General features: G+C 59.0%; 23 protein-coding genes and 1 pseudogene. 11 read left to right on the top strand and 13 right to left on the bottom strand.

Annotated features, from left to right (window positions below):
- Nucleotides 1–15: 15 nt before the first annotated feature.
- Nucleotides 16–750, bottom strand: coding sequence for an RNA methyltransferase (locus tag SynBIOSE41_RS11595; RefSeq protein WP_186538020.1), 735 nt, complete (start codon nucleotides 748–750; stop codon nucleotides 16–18).
- 7 nt (nucleotides 751–757) lie between these two features.
- The gene (locus SynBIOSE41_RS11590) at nucleotides 758–1,144 is read right to left on the bottom strand and encodes a cytochrome c (RefSeq protein ID WP_186538019.1); all 387 of its coding nucleotides are present in this window, start codon (nucleotides 1,142–1,144) and stop codon (nucleotides 758–760) included.
- A 56-nt stretch (nucleotides 1,145–1,200) separates the two neighbouring features.
- Between SynBIOSE41_RS11590 and petG the strand changes: the two genes are divergently transcribed.
- On the top strand, nucleotides 1,201–1,314 hold the full coding sequence (petG, locus tag SynBIOSE41_RS18135; RefSeq protein WP_006041770.1) for a cytochrome b6-f complex subunit V: 114 nt from the start codon (nucleotides 1,201–1,203) through the stop codon (nucleotides 1,312–1,314).
- Between the two features lie 13 nt (nucleotides 1,315–1,327).
- On the opposite strand, the pseudogene rsmD reads toward petG, so the two are convergent.
- The 5 genes and pseudogenes from rsmD to SynBIOSE41_RS11565 all read right to left on the bottom strand — a co-directional run.
- A pseudogene (gene rsmD / locus SynBIOSE41_RS11585) lies at nucleotides 1,328–1,897 on the bottom strand (16S rRNA (guanine(966)-N(2))-methyltransferase RsmD); the annotation flags it as partial.
- Nucleotides 1,864–2,502, bottom strand: a complete 639-nt coding sequence (hisH, locus tag SynBIOSE41_RS11580) for an imidazole glycerol phosphate synthase subunit HisH (protein ID WP_186541133.1) — start codon at nucleotides 2,500–2,502, stop codon at nucleotides 1,864–1,866. The gene hisH and the pseudogene rsmD, both read right to left, overlap by 34 nt.
- Nucleotides 2,503–2,555: 53 nt before the next feature.
- Nucleotides 2,556–2,879 (bottom strand): thioredoxin, encoded by a 324-nt coding sequence (gene trxA / locus SynBIOSE41_RS11575; protein WP_066909933.1) that lies wholly within the window; start codon nucleotides 2,877–2,879, stop codon nucleotides 2,556–2,558.
- 216 nt (nucleotides 2,880–3,095) lie between these two features.
- The gene (locus SynBIOSE41_RS11570) at nucleotides 3,096–4,259 is read right to left on the bottom strand and encodes a GuaB3 family IMP dehydrogenase-related protein (protein ID WP_186538017.1); all 1,164 of its coding nucleotides are present in this window, start codon (nucleotides 4,257–4,259) and stop codon (nucleotides 3,096–3,098) included.
- A 64-nt stretch (nucleotides 4,260–4,323) separates the two neighbouring features.
- Nucleotides 4,324–4,923 (bottom strand): CAAD domain-containing protein, encoded by a 600-nt coding sequence (locus tag SynBIOSE41_RS11565; protein WP_186538016.1) that lies wholly within the window; start codon nucleotides 4,921–4,923, stop codon nucleotides 4,324–4,326.
- 139 nt (nucleotides 4,924–5,062) lie between these two features.
- Here SynBIOSE41_RS11565 and gyrA point away from each other — a divergent pair, with 139 nt between their 5' ends.
- Nucleotides 5,063–7,696, top strand: a complete 2,634-nt coding sequence (gyrA, locus tag SynBIOSE41_RS11560) for a DNA gyrase subunit A (protein ID WP_186538015.1) — start codon at nucleotides 5,063–5,065, stop codon at nucleotides 7,694–7,696.
- Between the two features lie 2 nt (nucleotides 7,697–7,698).
- A complete protein-coding gene (gene crtL / locus SynBIOSE41_RS11555; RefSeq protein ID WP_186538014.1) occupies nucleotides 7,699–8,940 on the top strand; it encodes a lycopene beta cyclase in 1,242 nt (413 codons plus the stop codon).
- Here the strand turns inward: crtL and SynBIOSE41_RS11550 are convergent.
- The gene (locus SynBIOSE41_RS11550; RefSeq protein ID WP_186538013.1) at nucleotides 8,933–10,501 is read right to left on the bottom strand and encodes a glycoside hydrolase family 57 protein; all 1,569 of its coding nucleotides are present in this window, start codon (nucleotides 10,499–10,501) and stop codon (nucleotides 8,933–8,935) included. The two genes, crtL and SynBIOSE41_RS11550, sit on opposite strands and share 8 nt — an antisense overlap.
- Nucleotides 10,502–10,630: 129 nt before the next feature.
- Between SynBIOSE41_RS11550 and SynBIOSE41_RS11545 the strand changes: the two genes are divergently transcribed.
- Together SynBIOSE41_RS11545 and SynBIOSE41_RS11540 are read left to right on the top strand one after the other, a co-directional pair.
- Complete coding sequence (locus SynBIOSE41_RS11545) at nucleotides 10,631–12,253, top strand: 2-isopropylmalate synthase (RefSeq protein ID WP_186538012.1); 1,623 nt, start codon at nucleotides 10,631–10,633, stop codon at nucleotides 12,251–12,253.
- Between the two features lie 5 nt (nucleotides 12,254–12,258).
- The gene (locus SynBIOSE41_RS11540; protein WP_186538011.1) at nucleotides 12,259–13,119 is read left to right on the top strand and encodes a carbohydrate ABC transporter permease; all 861 of its coding nucleotides are present in this window, start codon (nucleotides 12,259–12,261) and stop codon (nucleotides 13,117–13,119) included.
- Here SynBIOSE41_RS11540 and SynBIOSE41_RS11535 read toward each other — a convergent pair.
- A complete protein-coding gene (locus tag SynBIOSE41_RS11535) occupies nucleotides 13,109–13,591 on the bottom strand; it encodes a signal protein (RefSeq protein WP_186538010.1) in 483 nt (160 codons plus the stop codon). The two genes, SynBIOSE41_RS11540 and SynBIOSE41_RS11535, sit on opposite strands and share 11 nt — an antisense overlap.
- A gap of 16 nt (nucleotides 13,592–13,607) precedes the next feature.
- On the bottom strand, nucleotides 13,608–14,084 hold the full coding sequence (locus tag SynBIOSE41_RS11530; RefSeq protein WP_186538009.1) for a hypothetical protein: 477 nt from the start codon (nucleotides 14,082–14,084) through the stop codon (nucleotides 13,608–13,610).
- 74 nt (nucleotides 14,085–14,158) lie between these two features.
- Between SynBIOSE41_RS11530 and SynBIOSE41_RS11525 the strand changes: the two genes are divergently transcribed.
- Nucleotides 14,159–14,404, top strand: coding sequence for a Nif11-like leader peptide family natural product precursor (locus SynBIOSE41_RS11525; protein WP_066909908.1), 246 nt, complete (start codon nucleotides 14,159–14,161; stop codon nucleotides 14,402–14,404).
- Nucleotides 14,405–14,564: 160 nt separating this feature from the next.
- Here SynBIOSE41_RS11525 and SynBIOSE41_RS11520 read toward each other — a convergent pair whose 3' ends face one another.
- Together SynBIOSE41_RS11520 and SynBIOSE41_RS11515 are read right to left on the bottom strand one after the other, a co-directional pair.
- Nucleotides 14,565–14,771, bottom strand: a complete 207-nt coding sequence (locus SynBIOSE41_RS11520) for a hypothetical protein (protein WP_066909905.1) — start codon at nucleotides 14,769–14,771, stop codon at nucleotides 14,565–14,567.
- A gap of 62 nt (nucleotides 14,772–14,833) precedes the next feature.
- Nucleotides 14,834–15,304 (bottom strand): hypothetical protein, encoded by a 471-nt coding sequence (locus tag SynBIOSE41_RS11515; protein WP_186538008.1) that lies wholly within the window; start codon nucleotides 15,302–15,304, stop codon nucleotides 14,834–14,836.
- An 85-nt stretch (nucleotides 15,305–15,389) separates the two neighbouring features.
- Between SynBIOSE41_RS11515 and SynBIOSE41_RS11510 the strand changes: the two genes are divergently transcribed.
- The 5 genes from SynBIOSE41_RS11510 to SynBIOSE41_RS11490 all read left to right on the top strand — a co-directional run bounded on the left by SynBIOSE41_RS11510 (nucleotide 15,390) and on the right by SynBIOSE41_RS11490 (nucleotide 17,848).
- Nucleotides 15,390–15,647: a hypothetical protein gene (locus SynBIOSE41_RS11510; protein WP_186538007.1), complete on the top strand. Its 258-nt coding sequence runs from the start codon at nucleotides 15,390–15,392 to the stop codon at nucleotides 15,645–15,647.
- 123 nt (nucleotides 15,648–15,770) lie between these two features.
- On the top strand, nucleotides 15,771–16,070 hold the full coding sequence (locus SynBIOSE41_RS11505; protein ID WP_066909896.1) for an MTH1187 family thiamine-binding protein: 300 nt from the start codon (nucleotides 15,771–15,773) through the stop codon (nucleotides 16,068–16,070).
- Between the two features lie 42 nt (nucleotides 16,071–16,112).
- Nucleotides 16,113–16,691 (top strand): hypothetical protein, encoded by a 579-nt coding sequence (locus tag SynBIOSE41_RS11500; RefSeq protein WP_255475736.1) that lies wholly within the window; start codon nucleotides 16,113–16,115, stop codon nucleotides 16,689–16,691.
- 103 nt (nucleotides 16,692–16,794) lie between these two features.
- The gene (locus SynBIOSE41_RS11495) at nucleotides 16,795–17,196 is read left to right on the top strand and encodes a hypothetical protein (protein WP_186538006.1); all 402 of its coding nucleotides are present in this window, start codon (nucleotides 16,795–16,797) and stop codon (nucleotides 17,194–17,196) included.
- 4 nt (nucleotides 17,197–17,200) lie between these two features.
- Nucleotides 17,201–17,848 (top strand): RluA family pseudouridine synthase, encoded by a 648-nt coding sequence (locus SynBIOSE41_RS11490; RefSeq protein ID WP_255475735.1) that lies wholly within the window; start codon nucleotides 17,201–17,203, stop codon nucleotides 17,846–17,848.
- A 34-nt stretch (nucleotides 17,849–17,882) separates the two neighbouring features.
- Here SynBIOSE41_RS11490 and SynBIOSE41_RS11485 read toward each other — a convergent pair whose 3' ends face one another.
- Entirely contained in the window at nucleotides 17,883–19,997 is a 2,115-nt protein-coding gene (locus SynBIOSE41_RS11485) for an HDIG domain-containing metalloprotein (RefSeq protein WP_186538005.1), read from the bottom strand.
- Nucleotides 19,998–20,023 lie beyond the last annotated feature (26 nt).

Below are 20,023 nucleotides of genomic sequence, written 5' to 3'. Positions count from 1 at the left end.
CGAGAAAGCCAGAGATTACGGGCGGTGGCAACGAATCGCCCAACGAAGTTGTCGGACCATGCCGCGCAGCATGGCCAATTCTTCAGGACGTACCAGGGATCGTTGCAGCAGACCTTTGACCTTGGCCATGCGTGCCCTGGCGGTGTGCTCCAACAGGAAACCCGCCTCCAGAAGCAGATCTTCCGCGTCATTGAGGCAGTCGATCAGCTGGGTTGGTTCGGCTGTTTCTGCATCCTGAAGTACTTCTTTCAGCTGACCTGAGAATTGCCGGCGAACCCTCTCCAGTTCATGCAACATCACAGCAACCGCATGGGACAAATTCAGCGATGGATAGGCGTCCGAGGAATGAAGCCGTACAACGCGTTGACTGAGCAGCAGCTCCTCATTGCTCAGGCCGCGATCCTCTCTGCCGAAGACCAGTGCAACCTGTGCAGCCGATTCAAGACCCTGTTGCACCCAGGGCATGATCTGTTCGGGAGGCTGAACAGCAATCTCTCCATGGTCAATGCGTCCGCAGCTGGCCACGACGCGCTGGCAATCGGCCAGTGCCTCGAACAGTGTCGGGAAGCAACGAGCTCGGCTTAGAACCTGCCCTCCATGCACGGCCATGCGTTGTGCGTCGGGGTCATTGGGTTCACATCGCGGAGCGACCAGCCTCAGATCATCAATTCCGAAATTGGCGCAGAGCCGAGCCACGCTTCCAACGTTGAGCGGACCGGACGGCTCCACCAACACCACGGAGAGGCTCACGATGGCATCAGTTCAAGGTGTGTAGGTAGCTCAGAAGGTCCGCCATGCCTTCCGGTTCGATTTCAAAGCGTGGCATCGGCGGGGTCTCTCCGCTCACGATCTGGTGGATCAGCGATCGGTCCGGTCGTCGTTCGCTTACGGCCTGAAGGCTCGGGCCCACCAGTCCCTGACCCGAGATGCCGTGACAGCCAGCGCAGTTGATGCGGAACAGCTGCGCACCATGCTGCACATCGCCGTTCAATGCCAGTGCCGCCTTGCTGTAAGGATCCAGACGGGTGCTGACATAGAACCAGGCCCCGAGAGCCAGCGCTGTGATCACAGCCATGGCTACCAGCGCCGTCACCAAACCACGGCGTCGTTCCAACGTTGCAGCAGTTGATGACGGTGTCGTCACAGTTGCGTCATATGCATGGAACAATTGTGGTCAATCCTTCCACTCGGCGTGACGCCATGATCGAACCTCTTCTGTGCGGCATCGTTCTTGGTCTGATTCCGGTCACCCTTCTCGGCCTGTTTGTCGCAGCTTGGAATCAGTATCGCCGCGGCAGTGCTCTTGGGGGTTGAGGATCAGCAGGCTGCTCTTCCCGTATTGACGTCTGTCTGTTTCCTTCCAGCCTGACGGCACTTCAAATTTCTCTCTGCTGGCGAACTCGCAGATCACCAGTCCCTGAGGCTGAACCCAGCCGCCACTGTGAAGCATGGAGAGTGCCGGGCGGTAAAGCCCGGATCCATAAGGCGGGTCGAAATAAACGATTGAGAACCGCTGATTGCCGTCAAGGCACCCCTGTTTTAACCAGCTGAGCAGATCTTTCCTGATCACGTTCACCGTTGCATCACAGGCATCGTTGGCGGCCACCAGTTCGAGATTCTCTCGACAGATTGCCGCAGTGCGCGCATCCTTCTCCACCGCAACCACATGGGAGGCTCCTCGGATCAACGCTTCACAGCCCATGACTCCGCTGCCGCTGCAGAGGTCCAGCCAGTAACAGCCTCTGATCTCGGAACTCAACAAGTTCATCAGGGCTTCACGCACGCGCGCGGTGGTTGGCCGAGTTCCCTGGCCTTGAGGGCTGCGCAGGCGACGCCCACCGATCAAGCGCAGCTGCCCACCTTTCACTGGGGCAGCTGCGCGCCGGACTGCAGCCATCCGATCCATTGCTTCAGCAACCGAGCGCCGGCTTTTGCTGACTTTTCAGGGTGGAACTGACAGGCACCCGTGCGATCGCTCCAAACCATCGCCGTAGCTTCCCCCTGCCCGAAGCTCACGGTCGCGGCCAGATCTGCGGTCTTGTTGGGGACCGCTGCATAGGAATGCACGAAATACACCCAGGGTTGCGCTTCGCCTTCCACAAGAAGCGGGCAGGGCTGTTGGGGTCTCAGCTGCCCCCAGCCCATGTGTGGAATCCGCTCACCCTGTTGATCGGGTAGCCGTTGAACTTCGCCTTCGAAAAGTCCCAGACCTTCGATACTGCCTTCATCGCTGCGTTCGAACAGCAACTGAAGGCCCAGACAAATCCCGAGCAGAGGGCGTTTGTTGTCATGCCAGCTGCGTAGATGCTGCACGAGTCCAGTCGAATGAAGCTTTTCCATTGCCGGATCAAAAGCTCCGACTCCCGGGAGAATCAGCGCATCACAGGCTTCTAGATCCCGAGGATGCCGAACCTGGATTAAAGGCTGCCCCAAGCGTTTGAAACTGGTCTGAACGGAATGGAGATTGCCCATTCCGTAATCGATCAGGCCGATCGTCTGGATCGGCTTGGATGAGCCCTCAGGAGTTTGGTCTGCTGACGAAGTCAGTTGAGGCCTCAGAGGTATTTGGCAATCGTGCCAGAGAGAGTTGCCTTGGGGACGGCTCCAACGACAGTGTCGACTTTCTGTCCACCTTTGAAAACCATCAGAGTTGGAATGCTGCGAATGCCGAATTGGCTGGCCACGTTGGGATTTTCATCGGTGTTGAGCTTGAACACCTTGATTTTTCCTTCGAATTCCTTGGCAATTTCATCAACGATGGGCGCAACCATGCGACATGGGCCACACCAGGGGGCCCAGAAATCGACCAGCACGGGAACGTCGCTCTGAAGGACGTCCTGTTCGAAGGAGGCGTCGGTGACAGCGGCAGCGCTGGACATTCAGGATCGGTCGAATTGGGCGAAATTTAGCAACCGTTTCCGAGGTTGCTGCTCAATCACCCAGCTCTTCGCCTGAACTGTGATGGATGACCTAAAGACAGAAAGCCCGAACGCGTCGGGCCAGGGGGTGTGAGGAGTGTGTGGGCCAAAGCCCGCACATGTCGATTTTACCCGCGTCTCGGTGGGTTCATCCTTGTCTCGATGCAAGAACTGTGCTCACTTGCCCATGCCGAGATGCTGGGCTTTCTGATAAACCTTGCCCTCGGTGAGCAGCGATGGAGCCACAACCACCTCCACCTGCTGCATCTCCTTGATGGTGCGTGCTCCCAGGGTTCCCATGGAGGTTTTTAGGCAGCCCAGAAGGTTATGGGTTCCGTCATCAAGCTTGGCTGGTCCACGCAGAATGCTCTCCAGGCTTCCCGTACTGCCGACGCTGATGCGGGTGCCGCGGGGCAGGACAGGGCTTGGGGTGGCCATGCCCCAGTGAAAGCCACGACCAGGTGCTTCCTCTGCCCGGGCAATCGGTGATCCGATCATCACGGCATCAGCTCCACAGGCGATGCATTTGCAGATGTCGCCGCCGGTCACAATGCCGCCGTCGGCAACGATGGGAACGTATCGGTTGCTTTCCTTCTGGTAATCCTCTCGGGCCGCGGCGCAGTCGGCCACCGCTGTGGCCTGAGGTATTCCCACTCCAAGCACTCCTCTTGAGGTGCATGCAGCTCCAGGGCCGATTCCCACCATCACGGCAGCGGCCCCGGCGCGCATCAGCTGAAGTGCCACCTCGTAGGTCACGCAATTGCCGATCACAACGGGCACCCCCAGATCTCGACACAGGGCTGCAAGGTCGAGTGTCTCCTGGCCCTCAGGTCCGACGTGATTCGTTGACACCACCGTGGCCTGGACAAAAAACAGATCGGCACCAGCTTCGGCGATCGCCTTGCCGTAGCGCAGCGCCGCAACAGGGGTTCCGCTGACAGCGGCGATACCACCCTGGGCCTTGATGTCCTGAATGCGCTTGCGGATCAGGGGCTCCTGCACAGGCTGGCTGTAGATCTCCTGCATCAGAGGAACGAACTGGTCCTTGCCGACCGATGCAATGCGATCGAGAACAGTATTTGGGTCTTCGTAGCGCGTCTGGACTCCCTCAAGGTTGATCACACCGAGTGCTCCGAGCCTGGACAGGTTGACGGCCATACCCACATCGACGACGCCATCCATGGCACTGGCGATAATCGGAATCTCGCGCTCGATTCCTCCAATTGACCAGCTGGTGTTGGTCACCTCTGGATCCACGGTTTTGCCGCCGGGCACCAGTGCGATTTCATCGATGCCATAGGCCCGGCGTACAACCTTTGAGCGTCCGAGCTGAATGTCCACCGCAGGAGCTAACAGAGTTCGATCAAGCTACCAATCGGTGCTTCGCGCTTCGTGACGATCCGGGTCAGGTTTTTGAGCCTCCCCGCAAGCTGCTCCAGAGATCATTCACGTTGGCCGAAATCTTCTTCCGCTCCTCGGCTCGGATCAGGCGTGTGGCTGCAAACCAGAAGGCATAAAAGGTGCCAACCAGTTGAAACAGTCGTGGAGCCAATGGAACCGTGGCGATGGCATCGAGGATCCCTCCATAGATCCGAATCGTCAGGATCACAACAATCAGTCCACCGAGCAGAAACAGAGGCTGGCGAAGGCTCTGCCATTGATCCTGAAGATTGTTCGCCTCGAAGAACTGCTTGATGCGATTGGAGAGAAGTTCCCATTCGCCGCCTTCTTCTCTGCTGTCGTCAGCAGAAGCCTGGGCTGGAACACTGATGCGCTCTGCAATCGAAGGTGAGTCAGATGCTGCGACGGGTTGCACAGCCGGCTCAGTCTTCACCGGTGTCTGAGGCGGAGCAAAGGCAGCTGGAGCGGGAGCCGTTTCGGACTTGGGGGCTTCTGCGGTTTTCTCCGTCTCTGCCCCGCTCTCAGTGATGTCGCCCTGAGCGGGAAGATCCGGATTGATGGATTCGGCAGGAGCCTTAGTTTCGGGGGGCTTGTCGGACGACATCAACTTCAGTCCAAGTGGCGACGCCAAAGCGTAAGGTCCTGATCCTTGGTTGATTGCACACAGACAGCAAAAGGTGACGAGCCGGGTGTCATCCGATCGCGCATCCGCGATAAAGTGGCTGACGATCTAAAGGTCTTGTATGACGGATTCAGTGGGGCCCGGCAGCGGCGGTCCCGGCGATTCCGACGATCGGATCATCCAGACGGACCTGCGCAACGAGATGTCGCGCTCGTATCTCGAGTACGCGATGAGCGTGATCGTCGGCAGAGCTCTGCCTGACGCCCGTGATGGTCTCAAGCCTGTTCATCGCAGGATTCTTTATGCGATGTATGAGCTGGGCCTCACCAGTGACCGCCCCTACCGCAAGTGCGCGCGTGTGGTTGGTGAAGTGCTCGGTAAATATCACCCCCATGGAGATACGGCGGTCTACGACGCACTAGTGCGGATGGCCCAGAGTTTCTCCATGTCGATGCCGCTAATCGACGGGCATGGCAACTTCGGCTCGGTTGACAATGATCCGCCAGCCGCAATGCGATACACCGAATCGCGGTTGCAGGCACTCACGACCGACTCGCTCCTCGAAGACATCGAGGCGGAGACCGTCGATTTCATCGACAACTTCGACGGTTCGCAACAAGAGCCCACGGTCCTGCCATCACGGATTCCTCAGCTTTTGCTGAACGGCTCGGCCGGAATCGCCGTGGGCATGGCGACCAACATCCCTCCTCACAACCTGGGAGAGCTGATCGCTGGTCTTCTGGCTCTGATCGAGAACCCTGACATTGGCGATCAGGAGCTGATGGCCCTGATCCCCGGCCCCGATTTTCCGACCGGAGGACAGATCCTGGGCCGCACCGGAATCAAGGAGACCTATCTCAGTGGTCGCGGTTCGGTGACGATGCGCGGTGTGGCCGGCATCGAAACACTCGAGGTGCCCGGTCGTCCTGATCGCGATGCCGTGATCATCACCGAGCTCCCGTATCAGACCAACAAAGCAGCGCTGATTGAGCGCATTGCCGAGATGGTCAACGACAAAAAGCTGGAAGGGATCTCGGATATCCGTGATGAAAGTGATCGCGACGGCATGCGCATCGTCGTTGAGCTTCGCCGCGATGCCTATCCCCAGGTGGTGCTGAACAACCTCTACAAGCTCACCCCTCTGCAGAGCAATTTCAGTGCCTACATGCTGGCCCTCGTCAATGGCGAGCCGATTCTGCTCACGTTGCGCAAGATGCTCGATGTCTTCCTCGACTTCAGGGTCGAGACGATCGAGCGCCGCACCCGCTACCTGCTGCGCAAGGCTGAGGAACGCGATCACATTCTGCTTGGTCTGCTGCTGGCTCTCGACCAGCTCGATCCAATCATCGCCCTGATCAGGGCTGCCCCCGACACCGCCACGGCTCGTCAGCAGCTGCAGGACCGTCATGGCCTGAGCGAGGTTCAGGCGGACGCGATCCTGCAGATGCAGTTGCGGCGACTCACTGCTCTTGAGGCCGACAAGATTCGCCTAGAGCATGAGGATCTGGTCGCCAAGATCGCCGACTACAAGGACATTCTGGGGCGTCGTGAGCGGGTCTTCGGTCTGATCAAGGACGAACTCAATCAGCTGAGGGATCGTCATGCCGTTCCGCGTCGCACTGAGATTCTCGACCTTGGTGGCGGCCTGGAAGACATCGATCTGATCGCCAACGAGCGGTCGGTCGTGCTCGTGACCGAAACGGGCTATCTCAAGCGGATGCCGGTGAGCGAATTTGAAGCCACCAGCCGGGGCACGCGCGGTAAGGCTGGCACCAGAAGTCAGGGTGAAGATGCGGTCAAGCTGTTCATCGGCTGCAATGACCACGACACCTTGTTGCTGTTCAGTGACCGTGGTGTGTCCTACGCCCTGCCCGCGTATCGCGTGCCTCAGTGCAGCCGAACGGCCAAGGGAACACCTGTGGTGCAGTTGCTGCCCATTCCCAGGGAGGAAGCGATCACATCGCTTCTCGCCGTATCTGAGTTCAACGACGACACCGATCTGTTGATGCTGACCCAGGGGGGATTCATCAAACGCACTCGTCTGTCGGCATTCAGCAACATCCGTTCCAACGGACTGATCGCCATCGGTCTTGAAGAGGGTGATGCGCTCACATGGGTGAGGCTTTCCGTGCCTGGAGACAGTGTTCTCATCGGCTCGAAGGCTGGAATGACGATTCACTTCCGCCTCAGTGATGACGAGTTGCGTCCACTGGGTCGCACCGCCCGTGGTGTGCGCTCGATGAATCTGCGCTCTGGAGATGAATTGGTGAGCATGGATGTGCTGCCGGTGGAGCTGGCCGATCAGATCGCTGCAAGTTCCGACGATGGTGATGACGAAGGCACCCCTGCCAGTGAGGGGCCATGGGTGCTGGTGGCCTCGGCAGCTGGCCTCGGCAAAAGAGTGCCTGTGACTCAATTCCGTCTGCAGAAGCGGGCTGGTATGGGTCTGAGGGCCATGAAATTCCGCACGGATGCTGATCAGCTGGTGGGTCTGAGCGTTCTGGGAGCCGGGGAGGAGTTACTGCTGGTGAGTGAAAAAGGCGTGATCGTCCGGACCAGTGCCGATGCCATTCCTCAGCAGTCACGGGCAGCCACGGGTGTTCGCCTACAGAAGCTCGACAAGGGTGATCGTCTCCTTAAGGTCGTTCTGGTTCCCCCGGAAGCCGAGACGAATGAGCTCGACGATGCCTCAGCCGACTCTGATTCCAGTAAAGATGTCGAAGCCAACTCTGAGAGTGCGCCGGCGGACAGCTGACCTTGGCTAGCTGCGCTGATGTGCTGGTGCTTGGGGGCGGGCCCGCCGCTCTCTGTATTGCCTCTGAGCTGCACCAGCGCGGAGTCGCTGTTGAGGGCATTGCTCCCGAGCCCGTGGATGCACCATGGCCCAACACCTACGGCATCTGGGTCGATGAGTTGAAGGATCTCGACCTTGAGCATCTGATTGAGCATCGCTGGAGCGACACGCTCAGTTACTTCGGAGCTGGTGGTTCCGAGGCCGCAGATCAACCGCTGGTTCACGGCATCGACTACGGCTTGTTCGATCGGGCTGCCCTACAGCGCTATTTGCTGAAGCGCGCCGATGGCGTGGTCTGGTATCACGACTCCGCCGAACGGGTCGAAGCAGGACCAGAGCACACTCTGGTCAGCTGCGCCTCCGGCGAAGTGCACAAGGCCAGGCTTGTTATTGATGCATCCGGTGCCAGCAGCCCACACATTCGCCGTCCTGACCAGGGGCCGGTGGCGGGGCAGGCGGCCTATGGCGTCGTGGGACGGTTTTCAGAGGATCCAATCAACAGCGGTCGGTTTGTGCTGATGGATTACCGCTGCGATCACCTCAGCGACGAGCAGCGCCTAGAACCGCCCACATTTCTGTATGCGATGGATCTGGGGGATAGGATCTTCTTCGTTGAGGAAACATCGCTCGCTCTGGCACCCGGGGTTCCCTACGATGTGCTGAAGCAACGGCTGCAGCAGCGCTTGGATCGGCGCGGCGTGGAGATCACCGAGGTGATCCATGAGGAGTTTTGCCTCTTCCCCATGAATCTGCCGCTGCCTGATCGCAGTCAGCCGGTGCTGGCCTTTGGAGGTGCGGCGAGCATGGTGCATCCGGCATCGGGCTACCTGGTGGGTGCACTTCTGCGTCGGGGCCCTGGATTGGCGGATTCTCTGGCAGCAGCACTGGCTGATCCATCGTTGAGGCCCGCTGAGCTTGTCAGCCATGGCTGGCAGGCCCTCTGGCCAGCGGAGCTCGTCCTGCGGCATCAGCTGTATCAGTTCGGTCTGGGCCGTCTGATGGGATTCAACGAAAGCCTGCTGCGAACCCATTTCGCCACCTTCTTTGCGCTGCCGCGGGAGGAGTGGTTTGGCTTCCTGACCAACACCTTGCCGCTGCCCCGGCTGATGGCAGTGATGTTGCGATTGTTTGCCCTGTCTCCATGGGAGCTGCGGCGTGGGCTTGTGCTCGGAGCAGCGAAACGCCAGGCGCCAGGGTTCAGGTAATGATGCTGCTCCAGTCAGCTGGCTGAATCAAGGGGAAGAGGGCGTCTTCCTGCTCCAGTTCCTCGAGCCATCCCTCCGGTAGTTGCTCCCGTCGCTCGATCGCGGCGATCAAGCGCCAGAAGCGTTCGAGGTGACGCTCGATGCGCTCACGGGCCAGTTCCGTTGTGGTGCCTGCTCTGAGAATGAAGCTCCAGTCGGAGGACTGGGCCAGCAGTAGTTCCCGTCCGGCCTGATGCAACAGACGAAGGTCCAGTTCGCTGCCCACCCCGCGACTGCAGCGTTCCACCATGGCTCGACCTGCTCGGCTCCATTCAGGAATGATCCAGGCATTGGTTTCGTTGAGCCAGTAATCGTGAAAACCACCCCTGCCCCAGCTGGAAGGGCAGGGACTGCAGATCTGAAGATTCGGTTGATCGTTCAGCACGCCACGCAGGCTGGTGAATCGGATGTTCTGTTCCGGTGCCTGGCGGAACAGTTCGGCCAGAAAACCAGGACCCTCAAACCACCAGTGGCCAAAGAGCTCAGCATCAAAAGGTGCCACGAGCAGAGGTTCAATAGCCATGCCGTCGCTCAGCCGATCAAGTTGCTGTCGTCTGCCCGTCAGGAAATGCCGGGCATGGTCACGGGTGCGTTCGATCGCCCGTTGAGGCTGGTACGGCTGCTTGCCATCCAGACCACCGGCCGGATCGCTGACCCGGTGCAGCTTCAGTCCCAGTGGACGCTGGGCCGGAAGCCCCATGGCTTCGATCTGTTCAGCTGGCAGATCCCAGCCCAGATCTCGGTGAAATTCCCTGTACCAGGGGTCACCCGGATAGCCATCCTTCGCTGACCAGACTGGGAGGGTGGCATCACTGTCACGACCGAAGAAGGCCACTCCCTGCCGGCTCACGATCGGGGCATAAACCCCGTAGCGCGGGCGGGGTTCGGCATGCAGAAGTCCGTGCCCATCGAGGACGGCGTAGCGCAGTCCTGCATCGCGCATCCAGCGATCCAGTTCTTCGTAGTAGGCACATTCGGGAAGCCAGATGCCCAGAGGCCACTCTCCCAGCAATCTGTGGTGCTCTCTGACGGCCGTTCGCAACTGAGCACGCACCACCTCAGGGTGCTCTCTCAGCAGGGGTAGATACCCGTGTGTGGCCCCACAGGTGAGCAGATCGAGAACACCTTGGCGCTGGAGTTCACGGAACCGTGGAATGACGTCGCCGTCACAGTGTTGCCAGGCAGTGAGGTGCCGCTCGAAGCAGCTGGCCAGATGCTCCGCTGCAGCTCGCCGGTCAGACGGGGCATGGTGCAACAGGTTGAGTCGTGCTTTGACCCAGGCCGGAAAACGCTGTCTCAGCGTGGAATCGGCCAGCAGTGACAGCAGAGTGGGCGATAACCCCATGGTCAGCTGTGGGCTCTGTCCCGGATCGGTAGCAGCTCGCTCGAGGGTCTCCAGCAGGGGGAGATAGCACTCGATCAGTGCCTGGAAGAACCAGTCCTCTTCAAGCGAGTGGGCTTCTGCGCCGCGGACGTACGGCAGATGGGCATGCAGAACAAGAGCCAGTGCCCCGTTGGCCACTTTTCCGTCCCATCAACCGTGTGAATGTACCGGGATTACGGGCGGGATCTACAGCATTGGCACTGGCTCACTCGCTTAGAGTGGTCTTATCCATAGTCATTCCGACTAAATCGTGTCGAGGCTTTTGCCATGGCCCACGACCCAGGCCGCGTTCTGGTCTTTGACACCACCCTCCGGGACGGTGAGCAATCTCCGGGAGCCAGTCTCAATCTTGAGGAGAAGCTGGCGATCGCGCAGCAGCTGGCGAGACTGGGCGTCGATGTGATCGAGGCGGGCTTCCCTTTTGCCAGTCCAGGGGACTTTGCCGCTGTCCAGCGCATCGCCCAGCAGGTCGGGGGAGAACACGGCCCAGTGATCTGTGGGCTGTCTCGAGCGTCCAGGGGCGATATCAAAGCCTGCGCTGAAGCAGTAGCTCCTGCACCGCGGAGACGGATTCACACCTTTATCGCAACCAGTGATATTCACCTTGAACACAAGCTGCGAAAAAGTCGAAAGGAGGTGCTGGCCATCGTCCCCGACATGGTGGCTTACGCCCACTCCCTGGTCGATGACGTTGAATTCTCCTGCGAAGACGCAGGACGCAGTGATCCTGAATTTCTTTACGAAGTCATCGAGGCAGCGATCGCTGCAGGCGCCACCACCATCAACATCCCTGACACGGTCGGATACACCACGCCGACTGAGTTCGGCGAGCTGATCGCGGGTATTGATCGCCATGTTCCCAACATCGGCGATGCAGTGTTGTCAGTGCATGGACACAACGATCTTGGCCTTGCTGTCGCCAACTTCCTGGAGGCTGTCAAGAACGGAGCGCGACAGCTCGAATGCACGATCAACGGCATCGGTGAGCGAGCTGGTAACGCTGCCCTCGAGGAACTGGTGATGGCATTGCATGTGCGCCGCCGCTACTTCAATCCCTTCTTCGGACGCGATGCGGATTCGCCGACTCCACTGACTGCTGTGCGTACTGAGGAGATCACCAAAACCTCACGCCTGGTCTCCAACCTCACCGGCATGGTGGTTCAGCCCAACAAGGCGATCGTGGGTGCCAATGCGTTCGCCCATGAATCGGGGATTCATCAGGACGGTGTACTCAAGAACCGGCTGACCTATGAAATCGTCGACGCACGCACTGTGGGGCTCAGTGATAACCGCATTTCCCTGGGAAAGTTAAGTGGTCGCAGTGCCGTGCGCGCGCGTCTGGAAGAGCTGGGGTACGACCTCAGCCGTGAAGATCTTGATGATGCTTTCGCTCGTTTCAAGGACCTCGCCGATCGCAAACGCGAAATCACTGATCGTGACCTTGAAGCCATTGTCAGTGAGCAGGTTCAGCAGCCGGAGGCCCGCTATCTGCTGAAGCTGGTGCAGGTGAGTTGCGGCAGCAGCCTCAGCCCCACTGCCACTGTCACCTTGGCGGATGAAGATGGCAATGAGCAGACCATGGCGTCGATCGGCACCGGTCCTGTTGATGCCGTTTGTCAAGCCCTCAATGCTCTGGCCGGGGAGCCCAATGAACTGGTGGAGTTCTCCGTGAAATCTGTGACCGAGGGCATTGATGCCATCGGTGAGGTGACCATCAGGCTGCGACGCGACGGTGAGTTGTATTCGGGTCATTCCGCCGATACGGATGTGGTGGTGGCTGCGGCTCAGGCATTTGTGAATGCTCTGAACCGTCTGGTGGCTGGGTCTGCACAACAGGCTTTGCATCCGCAGAGGGACACCGCACCTCTTGAAGCCCGCCCCACTCTCTGAAATTGATGCAGTCCTCCGTCACTCGAGGCCCAGCGGGCAAAGCTGGGCTTCGTGCCGGGGCGTTGCTCCAGCTGCTGATACTGCTGTTGCTGGCACTGGTCGTGCTTGTGCCCCTTCTCTGGCTGGTAAGCACGTCTCTGAAGGGCCCTGCAGAGGACATTTTTACGAGCCCTCCAGCGCTGCTGCCCTTACAACCCAGCCTTGATGCCTACGGACGGCTGTTTCGAGACAACCCACTGGGTCGCTATCTGTTCAACAGCACAGTGGTCAGCCTGTTGGCTGTGGTGGCCAATCTGCTGTTCTGCTCCCTGGCGGCCTACCCCCTGGCACGAATGCGCTTCACCGGCCGTGGCTTGGTGCTGGGCTTGGTGGTCGCCACCATCCTGATTCCGTTTCAGGTGGTGATGATCCCCCTTTATCTCCTGATGGTGCAGCTGGGTCTGCGCAACACCCTGATGGCTCTTGTCATTCCCCAGGCGGCAACCGCCTTCGGGTTGTATCTCCTACGTCAGAGCTTTCTCGGTGTTCCGGCTGAGTTGGAAGAGGCCGCTCGAATGGATGGCTGCAGCAAGCTCGGTGAGTGGTGGAACGTGATGATTCCAGCCGCACGAGCTGATCTCATCACCCTGGCCATGTTTGTCTTCATCGGCACCTGGAGCGATTTCCTCTGGCCGCTGGTGATTCTGGATGATCCTCAGCTGTTCACGTTGCCGCTGGGTCTGCAGCAGCTGGCCAGCAGTTTTTCTCTCGATTGGAGAATTGTGGCCGCAGGATCCGTGATTTCTATCCTTCCGGTGCTGCTGCTGTTCATTCTTCTGCAGCGCTTCATTCTTCCCAGTGCCACTGGCGATGCGGTCAAGGGCTGATCACTGGCTGTTGAGATGACGGCTGCTGAGATGAAGGCTGTCGAGATGAAGGCTGCTGAGATGAAGGCCGTGGTGATGACAGCTGTGGAGATGAAGGCAGTTCGGGTGGTGTTGTTCGCTCAATGTCCCGCTCGTCGGTAAGGTCGGGACCCAGAGTGGGTGGGAACGGTGTTTCGAGCCTGTTCCAGAGGGTCCGTTCCCGATCACCGGAAGCACGCTGCCAGCTTTCCAGATTGCTGATCTGCCTCTGCAGCTTTTGTTGTCTTGTCTGGAGAACCTCAAGCTGCTGTTCGATCAGTGCTTGGTTCCCTTCCCTGTTACGCAGCTCGACACCTTCGAGTCCGTCGAGCTGCTTCACCAGGTTCTGAATGGTGCGGTTCTGTTGTTGCAGAGACTGCCAGAGAACAATGAACAGCACGAGCAGGAATGGAAATCCCGCTGCGGGGATGACAATCCAGAGGCGATCACGCATTGCTCTCTGGAATGGATCAGTTGCAGCCCTGAACGGAAATGCGGTAGCTGAATCCTGTTGAGTTGGGATCGCTGCCTGCTCCGATCTTGAAGTTCACCTGATTGACCTGTTTGCCCTGGGGAACGGTGAACGGTCCGAATTGCCTGCCTGTGCCGATTGGAGGAGTCATTGACTCCTTCACCACGCGCAGATTGCTGCCGTCAGTGAATTTCAGGAATGCTTCAACTGGATAGGTACCGCTGGCAGTGGAGTCCGCTGTGAAGAAAAGCTTGAAACTGCTGTACGGAGCATTGACAGCAAAGTCTGTGTTCCAGTTGGTGCGGCCGATCAGCTTCTCTCTGCTCACCCGTTTTTTGACGATGTTGCTGCTTCCGTTTCCGCCGACTGGGGGGAGGAAGTTGCAACCAGCCTGTGCCCCTGATAAGCCAGCTTCAAGGCTGATCAGACCAACACTCAGGCCGAACAGAGCAGTCGTGAAACAGGTGGTCCTCATGGTCTTCCCAAGTCCTCCGCGATGTCTAGCAATGGTCTGGTGGAATGGGTTCTGATCACTGCACGCTGCTGTTTATGTCCCTTCAGGATCTCGATACCCTTCTCCAGCAACGCCAAGACGAGCAGGACCTGGCTCAGCGGCTCTCGGAGCCCGTGTCTGTCGAAACCCTGATCCAGCTCGGACGTGAGCGTGGTCTTTCGATCACAGAAGACGACGTGATCAGCGCTCAGTTAAGGGAAGATTCCGATGCTCCTTCCGCAGAGCTGCAAAGGCGTATGGCTGATGAGTCCAGGCGTCTGAGGCATTTCATTCAGGGTTGAGTGGAGATTCAGATTTCAACCTCAGCCCTTCCGACAAGGTGATCAAGATCTGTTTGGAGCCAAGGCATTGAACACACTTGATTTCATGCTGCTCAAACAAGGAGAAGAGGTGCTGAGTGAGATCACAGCGCTTTGTCTGGAAACAGTTTCCCCAACATCTTCAAACCATTTTCACCACGTCGGGCGTCTGGCCAAAGACTTCACCGATCCAGAGTGCGTGTGTCACTGCTCCTTCATGAGTATGAAACTCCCATGCTGATTCAGGGCTGGAGCTGCGCTCAATTTCCTGGCTTTCGTCGTTGACCCGCAGGTAATGACCTGAGTTCGCATAGCGCAGAACATACCGCTCAAGCAGTGAAGATCTCATCATGAATCTCTGCGAGACATGAACTCTGCCTAGCCAGCTTTGTGCAGCTGGTAACGGTGACTTCAGCTTTTCGTGGGTTTTCCTTTGCCTGACTGATTATCAATCTCCTGATATCGGCTGCTCCGGACCCAGGTCAGGGGCTGCTGCAAGGTGATGCGGAGTTGGAAGCCGCTGTTGCGGAACCAGGGTTCTTCGATTGCAGTGACCAGAGAGGGTCGCAACTGCCAGCTTTGCTGGAGGTATGTCTCAATCAACGTCTGCCCAGGGTGCTCGTCCCGCTGCCAGTTCACGAGCGCCAGTTCCTCCGTGCTGGATTGAAGTGTGGCAATCCTGCCGAGAGGGCCTGCATCCTGATCGGTTTCCACGCGTTCATCGAGGGTCTCTTGCATGACAAACAGGCGCAGTTTGCTCTGGGTCGTCCGTCCATCCAGGCAGTATTTGTTGAGATAGAGCTGTCTTGCTCGTGCGAACAGAGGCGCGGGAGCGCGGCTCAGAAGTGTTCCGTAGGCGTCAGTGAGAGCTTGGCTTGGCATCGCGCAACGAGGGCTAGGCACATGCTCCGGGATGGCGCATCCCCCTGTACCGTGGAACACTGTAGACAGATGTAAAAGTGGACCTATGCCTGAGTCTGGTTGCCTCCTGTACAGACTTGTGGCACTGGACGGGCAACCGCATCCGGTTTTAGACGCTCCCTATGAATCGATCGCGGCGGCGGAAGCGGCGGCCAGCCGCTGGTGCGCTGGGCAGGGGCGTTCGATGTCGGTGGTTCAGCGTGGGATTGCTTTGGAAGTGCAGACCCGCTGCGGGGAATGGCGCACTCTTGGTTATCCCAGTGCCTGCCTTTTGGAGTCCGGGAGTGGTGTCGGGGCTCCCTGAGAAATTGTTTGCTCGAGGGATTGTTTTGGGCGTGCTCCTGCGGATGCGTCGAGTGTCGTGAGCCGCCTCGCTTGCATCCTTGTTTGATCCGGTTCAACCATTAAGGGGTTTGCGGAGCGACTCATGCGGGTCAGCGTTGATCTGTGTCTGGTCCCACTGGGGGTTGGTGTGTCGCTAGGACCTTCCATTGCATTGTGTCAACAGGTGATCAACGCCTCCGGGCTGGATCATCAGCTCGGACCTGATGGCACAGCCATCGAAGGGGACTGGGATGAGGTCTTCGCTTGTGTGAAAGCCTGCCATGAGCGCCTGCACCAGGAAGGAGTGCCGCGGGTTCACGCCACGCTGCGCGTCAACACGCGCATTGATCGCATCCAGTCGTTTCGCGACAAGGTGAACAGCGTGAATCGCCTGATGCCGTGAATTGCGGCGGGAGGGATGCCATTTGCGTCCAGCGTGTCTTGAATGAGACCAGGAACTGGAGAGGATGGTTTGTTGGGTCTGGCTCTGTCGGTTCGAGTGCGTGCCTTTACTGTGCTGGTGCTGACTCTGGTCGCTCCTTTCTTCTCCGGATCGTCCAAGGCTGAGACCTGGGACAGGATCGGAAGCTATGCCGCTCTCATTCGTCGAGCGGGGACCCACACTCTGGTGGCCAAGGATTGTCCGTCGGCCCTTCTGGGTGCCTTTCATGCCCCTCGTAATGCCCTGCTGCTTTGTGCCAACAACATCGAGGACGATCCAAGGCAGGTCTGGGTGGTCCTCGCCCACGAATCAGCCCATGTCATGCAGCACTGTCATGGCGGGCCGTTGCTCGCTGATCACCAGGTCGGCAATGCCCTAGCGCGCATCGAGGCTCAATCCACAACCACCTTCCAGGAGCTGCGTCTTTATCACCAGTCGCAGCGCCGCGATGAAATTGAGGCACGTCTAGTGCAGGGGATGCCTCCCGATGAAGTGGAAGCTCTGTTTCGCAGTTTCTGCGCCGAACGTCTGAGTGATCGCAAGGTGATTCAACCCCCTGCTGCTTTTGGATCTCAGCCCTGAGCGGTCCCCCATCCGAAGCTGGATCAGCTTGCTCGTCCGAGCGAAACGCGCCCAGCTGGATGGGGCACGGACCTTACGGTGTGCAGATGTGTGGCATCTCTCCATGGGTCCGCGGCTCAACGGCTATTGGTTGATGACCTGGCTCGGCCTGGTGGCCAACCTGATCGCGCTGCCAGTGATCGGTCTCCTGGCATTTCGAGAAGGGACCTCATCCGGCATTGCTATTACGAACATCACCGTCGCCTTTTCTCTGGCTTGGCCTGCTGCGATTGTGGGCATTGTGGCTTCAGCAGGCCTGCTGGCGCAGCGACGCTGGGGAGTGATTCTGGCGATTGTGGCTCTGTCGATGAGCCTTGCAGGAGCCATCCCCTATGGCCTCGTTCGCCTGGTTCTGGGGCTGGAGCCGCAGACGATGGGATTGGGACCTGTCTTGCTTGGGTTGATCAATGTGCTGGCGCTGATCTACTGGTGCCGCCCTGCCCACAGGCGTGGCGTCAGGCTTTGATGTCTTGGCGGCAAAGCTTCCTCAGCTCGCGGGCTGTTCACTTGTGCTCGAACAGCCTCAGTATCTGGTGGTCGACAAGCCATCCGGCCTGCTGAGTCAGCCTGGCCTCGGTTGCCATCAAAGCGATTCCCTCATCACACGACTTCAGGGCTGCTGCCCTGAGCTTCGGTTGGTGCATCGCCTCGATCGGGATACGTCTGGACTCATCCTTGTGGCCAGAAATCAGAGCAGCCTGCGGTCGCTCAGTGCTCTGTTTGCTGTCCGCAGAGTTCAGAAGCTTTATCTCGCTGATGTGGTCAGGCCCTTGTCAGGCAGGCGAGGAAGCATTCAGCTTCCCCTGGCCAGACTGCAGCGACAGCCGCCTGTTTATGGACCGCACCCTGATGGCAAGCCCTGTTGCACGCTCTGGCGCAAGTGGACGCCGTCAACCGATTGCACGCGCCTTTGGTTGCGGCCTCTGACCGGGCGTTCCCATCAGTTGCGTGCTCATCTGGCTGCCGTGGATGCCCCCATCTGTGCTGATCGCATTTACACCTCCTCCGACGCGCCCGGCCCGATGCATCTGCATGCTTATGCGCTGAGTTTTCAGGACCCTTTTGACCATCGAAGGGTTCGTGTGCGCTCTGCACTCCCCTTCTGGGCACGGGCGTAGGGGCAAGGGCGTACGGGGTAAAGGCGTATGGGGCTCAAGCGGAGAAGCTGCGCTTTGCCGGAATGGGATAGGGAATGCGGCGATGACGCATTCTTCTCCAAACGCGGACGAACGACTGCATGACCAGCTCCAGTTCGGCCCGACTGAGGCTGCTCTGGCTGAGTTGGCCGTCGCTGATTCGTGCTTCCACGATCCGTTTGACCGTGTCACGAGCTTCCTGATCACTTGTGTCAGGCGGCAGTGAGCGCAGCGCTGCCTCGCATCCATCCGCCAGCATCATGATCCCTGTCTCCTTGGAGCGAGGCGTCGGTCCGTGATAGCGGAAGCGTTTCTCCGAGATGTGAGGGTTCTGCTGACGGGCTTGATGCAGGAAATAACCCATTCGCAACGTGCCCTGATGTTCAGGGATGAAGTCGGCAATGGGCCGAGGAAGCCGGTGTCGTCGTGCCAGTTTCAGCCCTTCATCAACGTGTGCTTGGAGCACTCCAGCGCTGGCCAAAGGGTCGTTCAGCTGAGTGTGCGGATTCTCTCCACTGGTCTGATTTTCGATGAACCAGTTGGGGGCATGAAGCTTGCCCACATCGTGATAGAGCGAGCCTGTTCTGATCAGGTCGACATCAGCGCCGATCGACCGCGCACCCTCCTCGGCCAGACCGCAGATCATCAGTGTGTGTTCAAAGGTGCCAGGGGCCTCTGAGGAGAGCCGCCGCAGCAATGGACGTTCCTGATCGGCAAGTTCCATCAATCGCGCTCTTGTCAGCAACCCAAAGGAACTTTCCAGCAGAGGAATGATCAGGATCGTCAGCATCATCGCCAGCCCAAGCAGCAGAGCTTCCGATGCGAGTTCACCGGCATCGGATGGCAGGCGAATCCATGTTCCTGCAAGCGGTTGGCCATCTCGGCTCATCAGCACCAGCTCAGCCAGCCATGCGCCCACCGGCAGCAAGACAGCGAGTTGCAGCAGCTGGGCTCTGCTGCGCAGACGACCTGCCTGTAAGGCAGCCACGGTGGCCGTGGCTGCGGCAATCAGCAGGCGCCCTTCGCCAAGGCCTGTGACCGGTGTGGGCCAGAGAAGACTGGCTACAGCCATCCAGGCCAGAGCACAGGTTGTGCCTAGGCCCTGAGCCAGGAGAAGAGTGGGCGGCACGATCACAGCCAGAGGGCTCACTGAGGCGCCGAACCACAGTTTGCAGGCCTGGCTCAGCAGCAACAGCCCCAGAGCGAGCAGGCCATGGGGTGCCTCCAAGCATGGACGTTCTCGGCGCATGACCAGCAGCAGAACCCCACAGCTGGCCAGTGCTTCTGTGAACCGAGTGATCCAGATGCCCAGCTTCGGGCGGCGATTCACCATCCCGAAGAAATCGAGGACGTCATAGGCCTGTGAGCTGATCGACTCCCCCTTGCGGGTGATGAGATCGCCTCGATTCACCTCAATGGTGGGGATGCCTTGTTGGGTGATCAGGTCCTCGATCAGTCGCTGGCTCCTCACCGGATCGGTTTGCAGGTTGCTGGCACCCTGAAGCGTGGTGGTCAGCACCTTGCTGCCCAGACTGCGACCTGGTTTCGTGACTGTGTTCAGGTCTTCGAGCTGCAGGTCGCTGGCCCGTCGAAGCTGTTCCTGAGCCAGGGTATTGACAAGCCCCTGACTCAACATCCTGTCGAGCGCACGGCGCAGAACCATGTCCCAGTCCCGACGCTCATCCTGGGTTCGTTTTTCCAGCCAGAGCTGCTCATCCGGAGACAGATTCACAGGCCCGATGCGCTCGGCGTCATTGCTTTTGGCAACACGCTCCAATTCGCTGAGGTGTCGCTCCAGCCGCATGCGGATCTGCTCATTTTCCTGAGGATCCAGAACCTGAACGACGGTGCTGGATCCCAGGCTTGAACGCCTCTGTTCCAGAGCTTCGCTGTCAACAACTCTTGCGTTTTTTGGTGCCACTGCATCGAAGGGGGCCGCCAGACCTGGTCGCAGGTCGGGCTCCACCAGCCAGGGCCAGCTGGAAACCAGTGCCACCAGGACACAGAGGATCAGCAGTGTGGCTTTCTGCAGCCGGTTCCAGCGCAGCACAGGTCGACGCGGTGATTCGCTCCTCAGCCAGGACCTCCAGAGACGTGCAAGGCGATGCGAACGCAAGTCAGCCGGGAGCATCCAGTACAGACGCTAGCTCTGCCGGA

This window comes from Synechococcus sp. BIOS-E4-1, assembly GCF_014279995.1.
Lineage (GTDB): Bacteria > Cyanobacteriota > Cyanobacteriia > PCC-6307 > Cyanobiaceae > Synechococcus_C.
The sequence above is the reverse complement of the archived record's forward strand: the minus strand, read 5'-3'. Positions and strand labels throughout refer to the sequence as shown.

Excerpts from the sequence above, each read along its gene's own strand:
- petG (WP_006041770.1), top strand. The coding sequence starts at position 1,201 with ATGATCGAACCTCTTCTGTGCGGCATCGTTCTTGGTCTGATTCCGGTC.
- trxA (WP_066909933.1), bottom strand. The coding sequence starts at position 2,879 with ATGTCCAGCGCTGCCGCTGTCACCGACGCCTCCTTCGAACAGGACGTC.
- SynBIOSE41_RS11565 (WP_186538016.1), bottom strand. The coding sequence starts at position 4,923 with ATGTCGTCCGACAAGCCCCCCGAAACTAAGGCTCCTGCCGAATCCATC.
- gyrA (WP_186538015.1), top strand. The coding sequence starts at position 5,063 with ATGACGGATTCAGTGGGGCCCGGCAGCGGCGGTCCCGGCGATTCCGAC.
- SynBIOSE41_RS11545 (WP_186538012.1), top strand. The coding sequence starts at position 10,631 with ATGGCCCACGACCCAGGCCGCGTTCTGGTCTTTGACACCACCCTCCGG.
- SynBIOSE41_RS11540 (WP_186538011.1), top strand. The coding sequence starts at position 12,259 with ATGCAGTCCTCCGTCACTCGAGGCCCAGCGGGCAAAGCTGGGCTTCGT.
- SynBIOSE41_RS11535 (WP_186538010.1), bottom strand. The coding sequence starts at position 13,591 with ATGCGTGATCGCCTCTGGATTGTCATCCCCGCAGCGGGATTTCCATTC.
- SynBIOSE41_RS11530 (WP_186538009.1), bottom strand. The coding sequence starts at position 14,084 with ATGAGGACCACCTGTTTCACGACTGCTCTGTTCGGCCTGAGTGTTGGT.
- SynBIOSE41_RS11525 (WP_066909908.1), top strand. The coding sequence starts at position 14,159 with ATGTCCCTTCAGGATCTCGATACCCTTCTCCAGCAACGCCAAGACGAG.
- SynBIOSE41_RS11520 (WP_066909905.1), bottom strand. The coding sequence starts at position 14,771 with ATGAGATCTTCACTGCTTGAGCGGTATGTTCTGCGCTATGCGAACTCA.
- SynBIOSE41_RS11515 (WP_186538008.1), bottom strand. The coding sequence starts at position 15,304 with ATGCCAAGCCAAGCTCTCACTGACGCCTACGGAACACTTCTGAGCCGC.
- SynBIOSE41_RS11510 (WP_186538007.1), top strand. The coding sequence starts at position 15,390 with ATGCCTGAGTCTGGTTGCCTCCTGTACAGACTTGTGGCACTGGACGGG.
- SynBIOSE41_RS11505 (WP_066909896.1), top strand. The coding sequence starts at position 15,771 with ATGCGGGTCAGCGTTGATCTGTGTCTGGTCCCACTGGGGGTTGGTGTG.
- SynBIOSE41_RS11500 (WP_255475736.1), top strand. The coding sequence starts at position 16,113 with ATGAGACCAGGAACTGGAGAGGATGGTTTGTTGGGTCTGGCTCTGTCG.
- SynBIOSE41_RS11495 (WP_186538006.1), top strand. The coding sequence starts at position 16,795 with ATGGGTCCGCGGCTCAACGGCTATTGGTTGATGACCTGGCTCGGCCTG.
- SynBIOSE41_RS11485 (WP_186538005.1), bottom strand. The coding sequence starts at position 19,997 with ATGCTCCCGGCTGACTTGCGTTCGCATCGCCTTGCACGTCTCTGGAGG.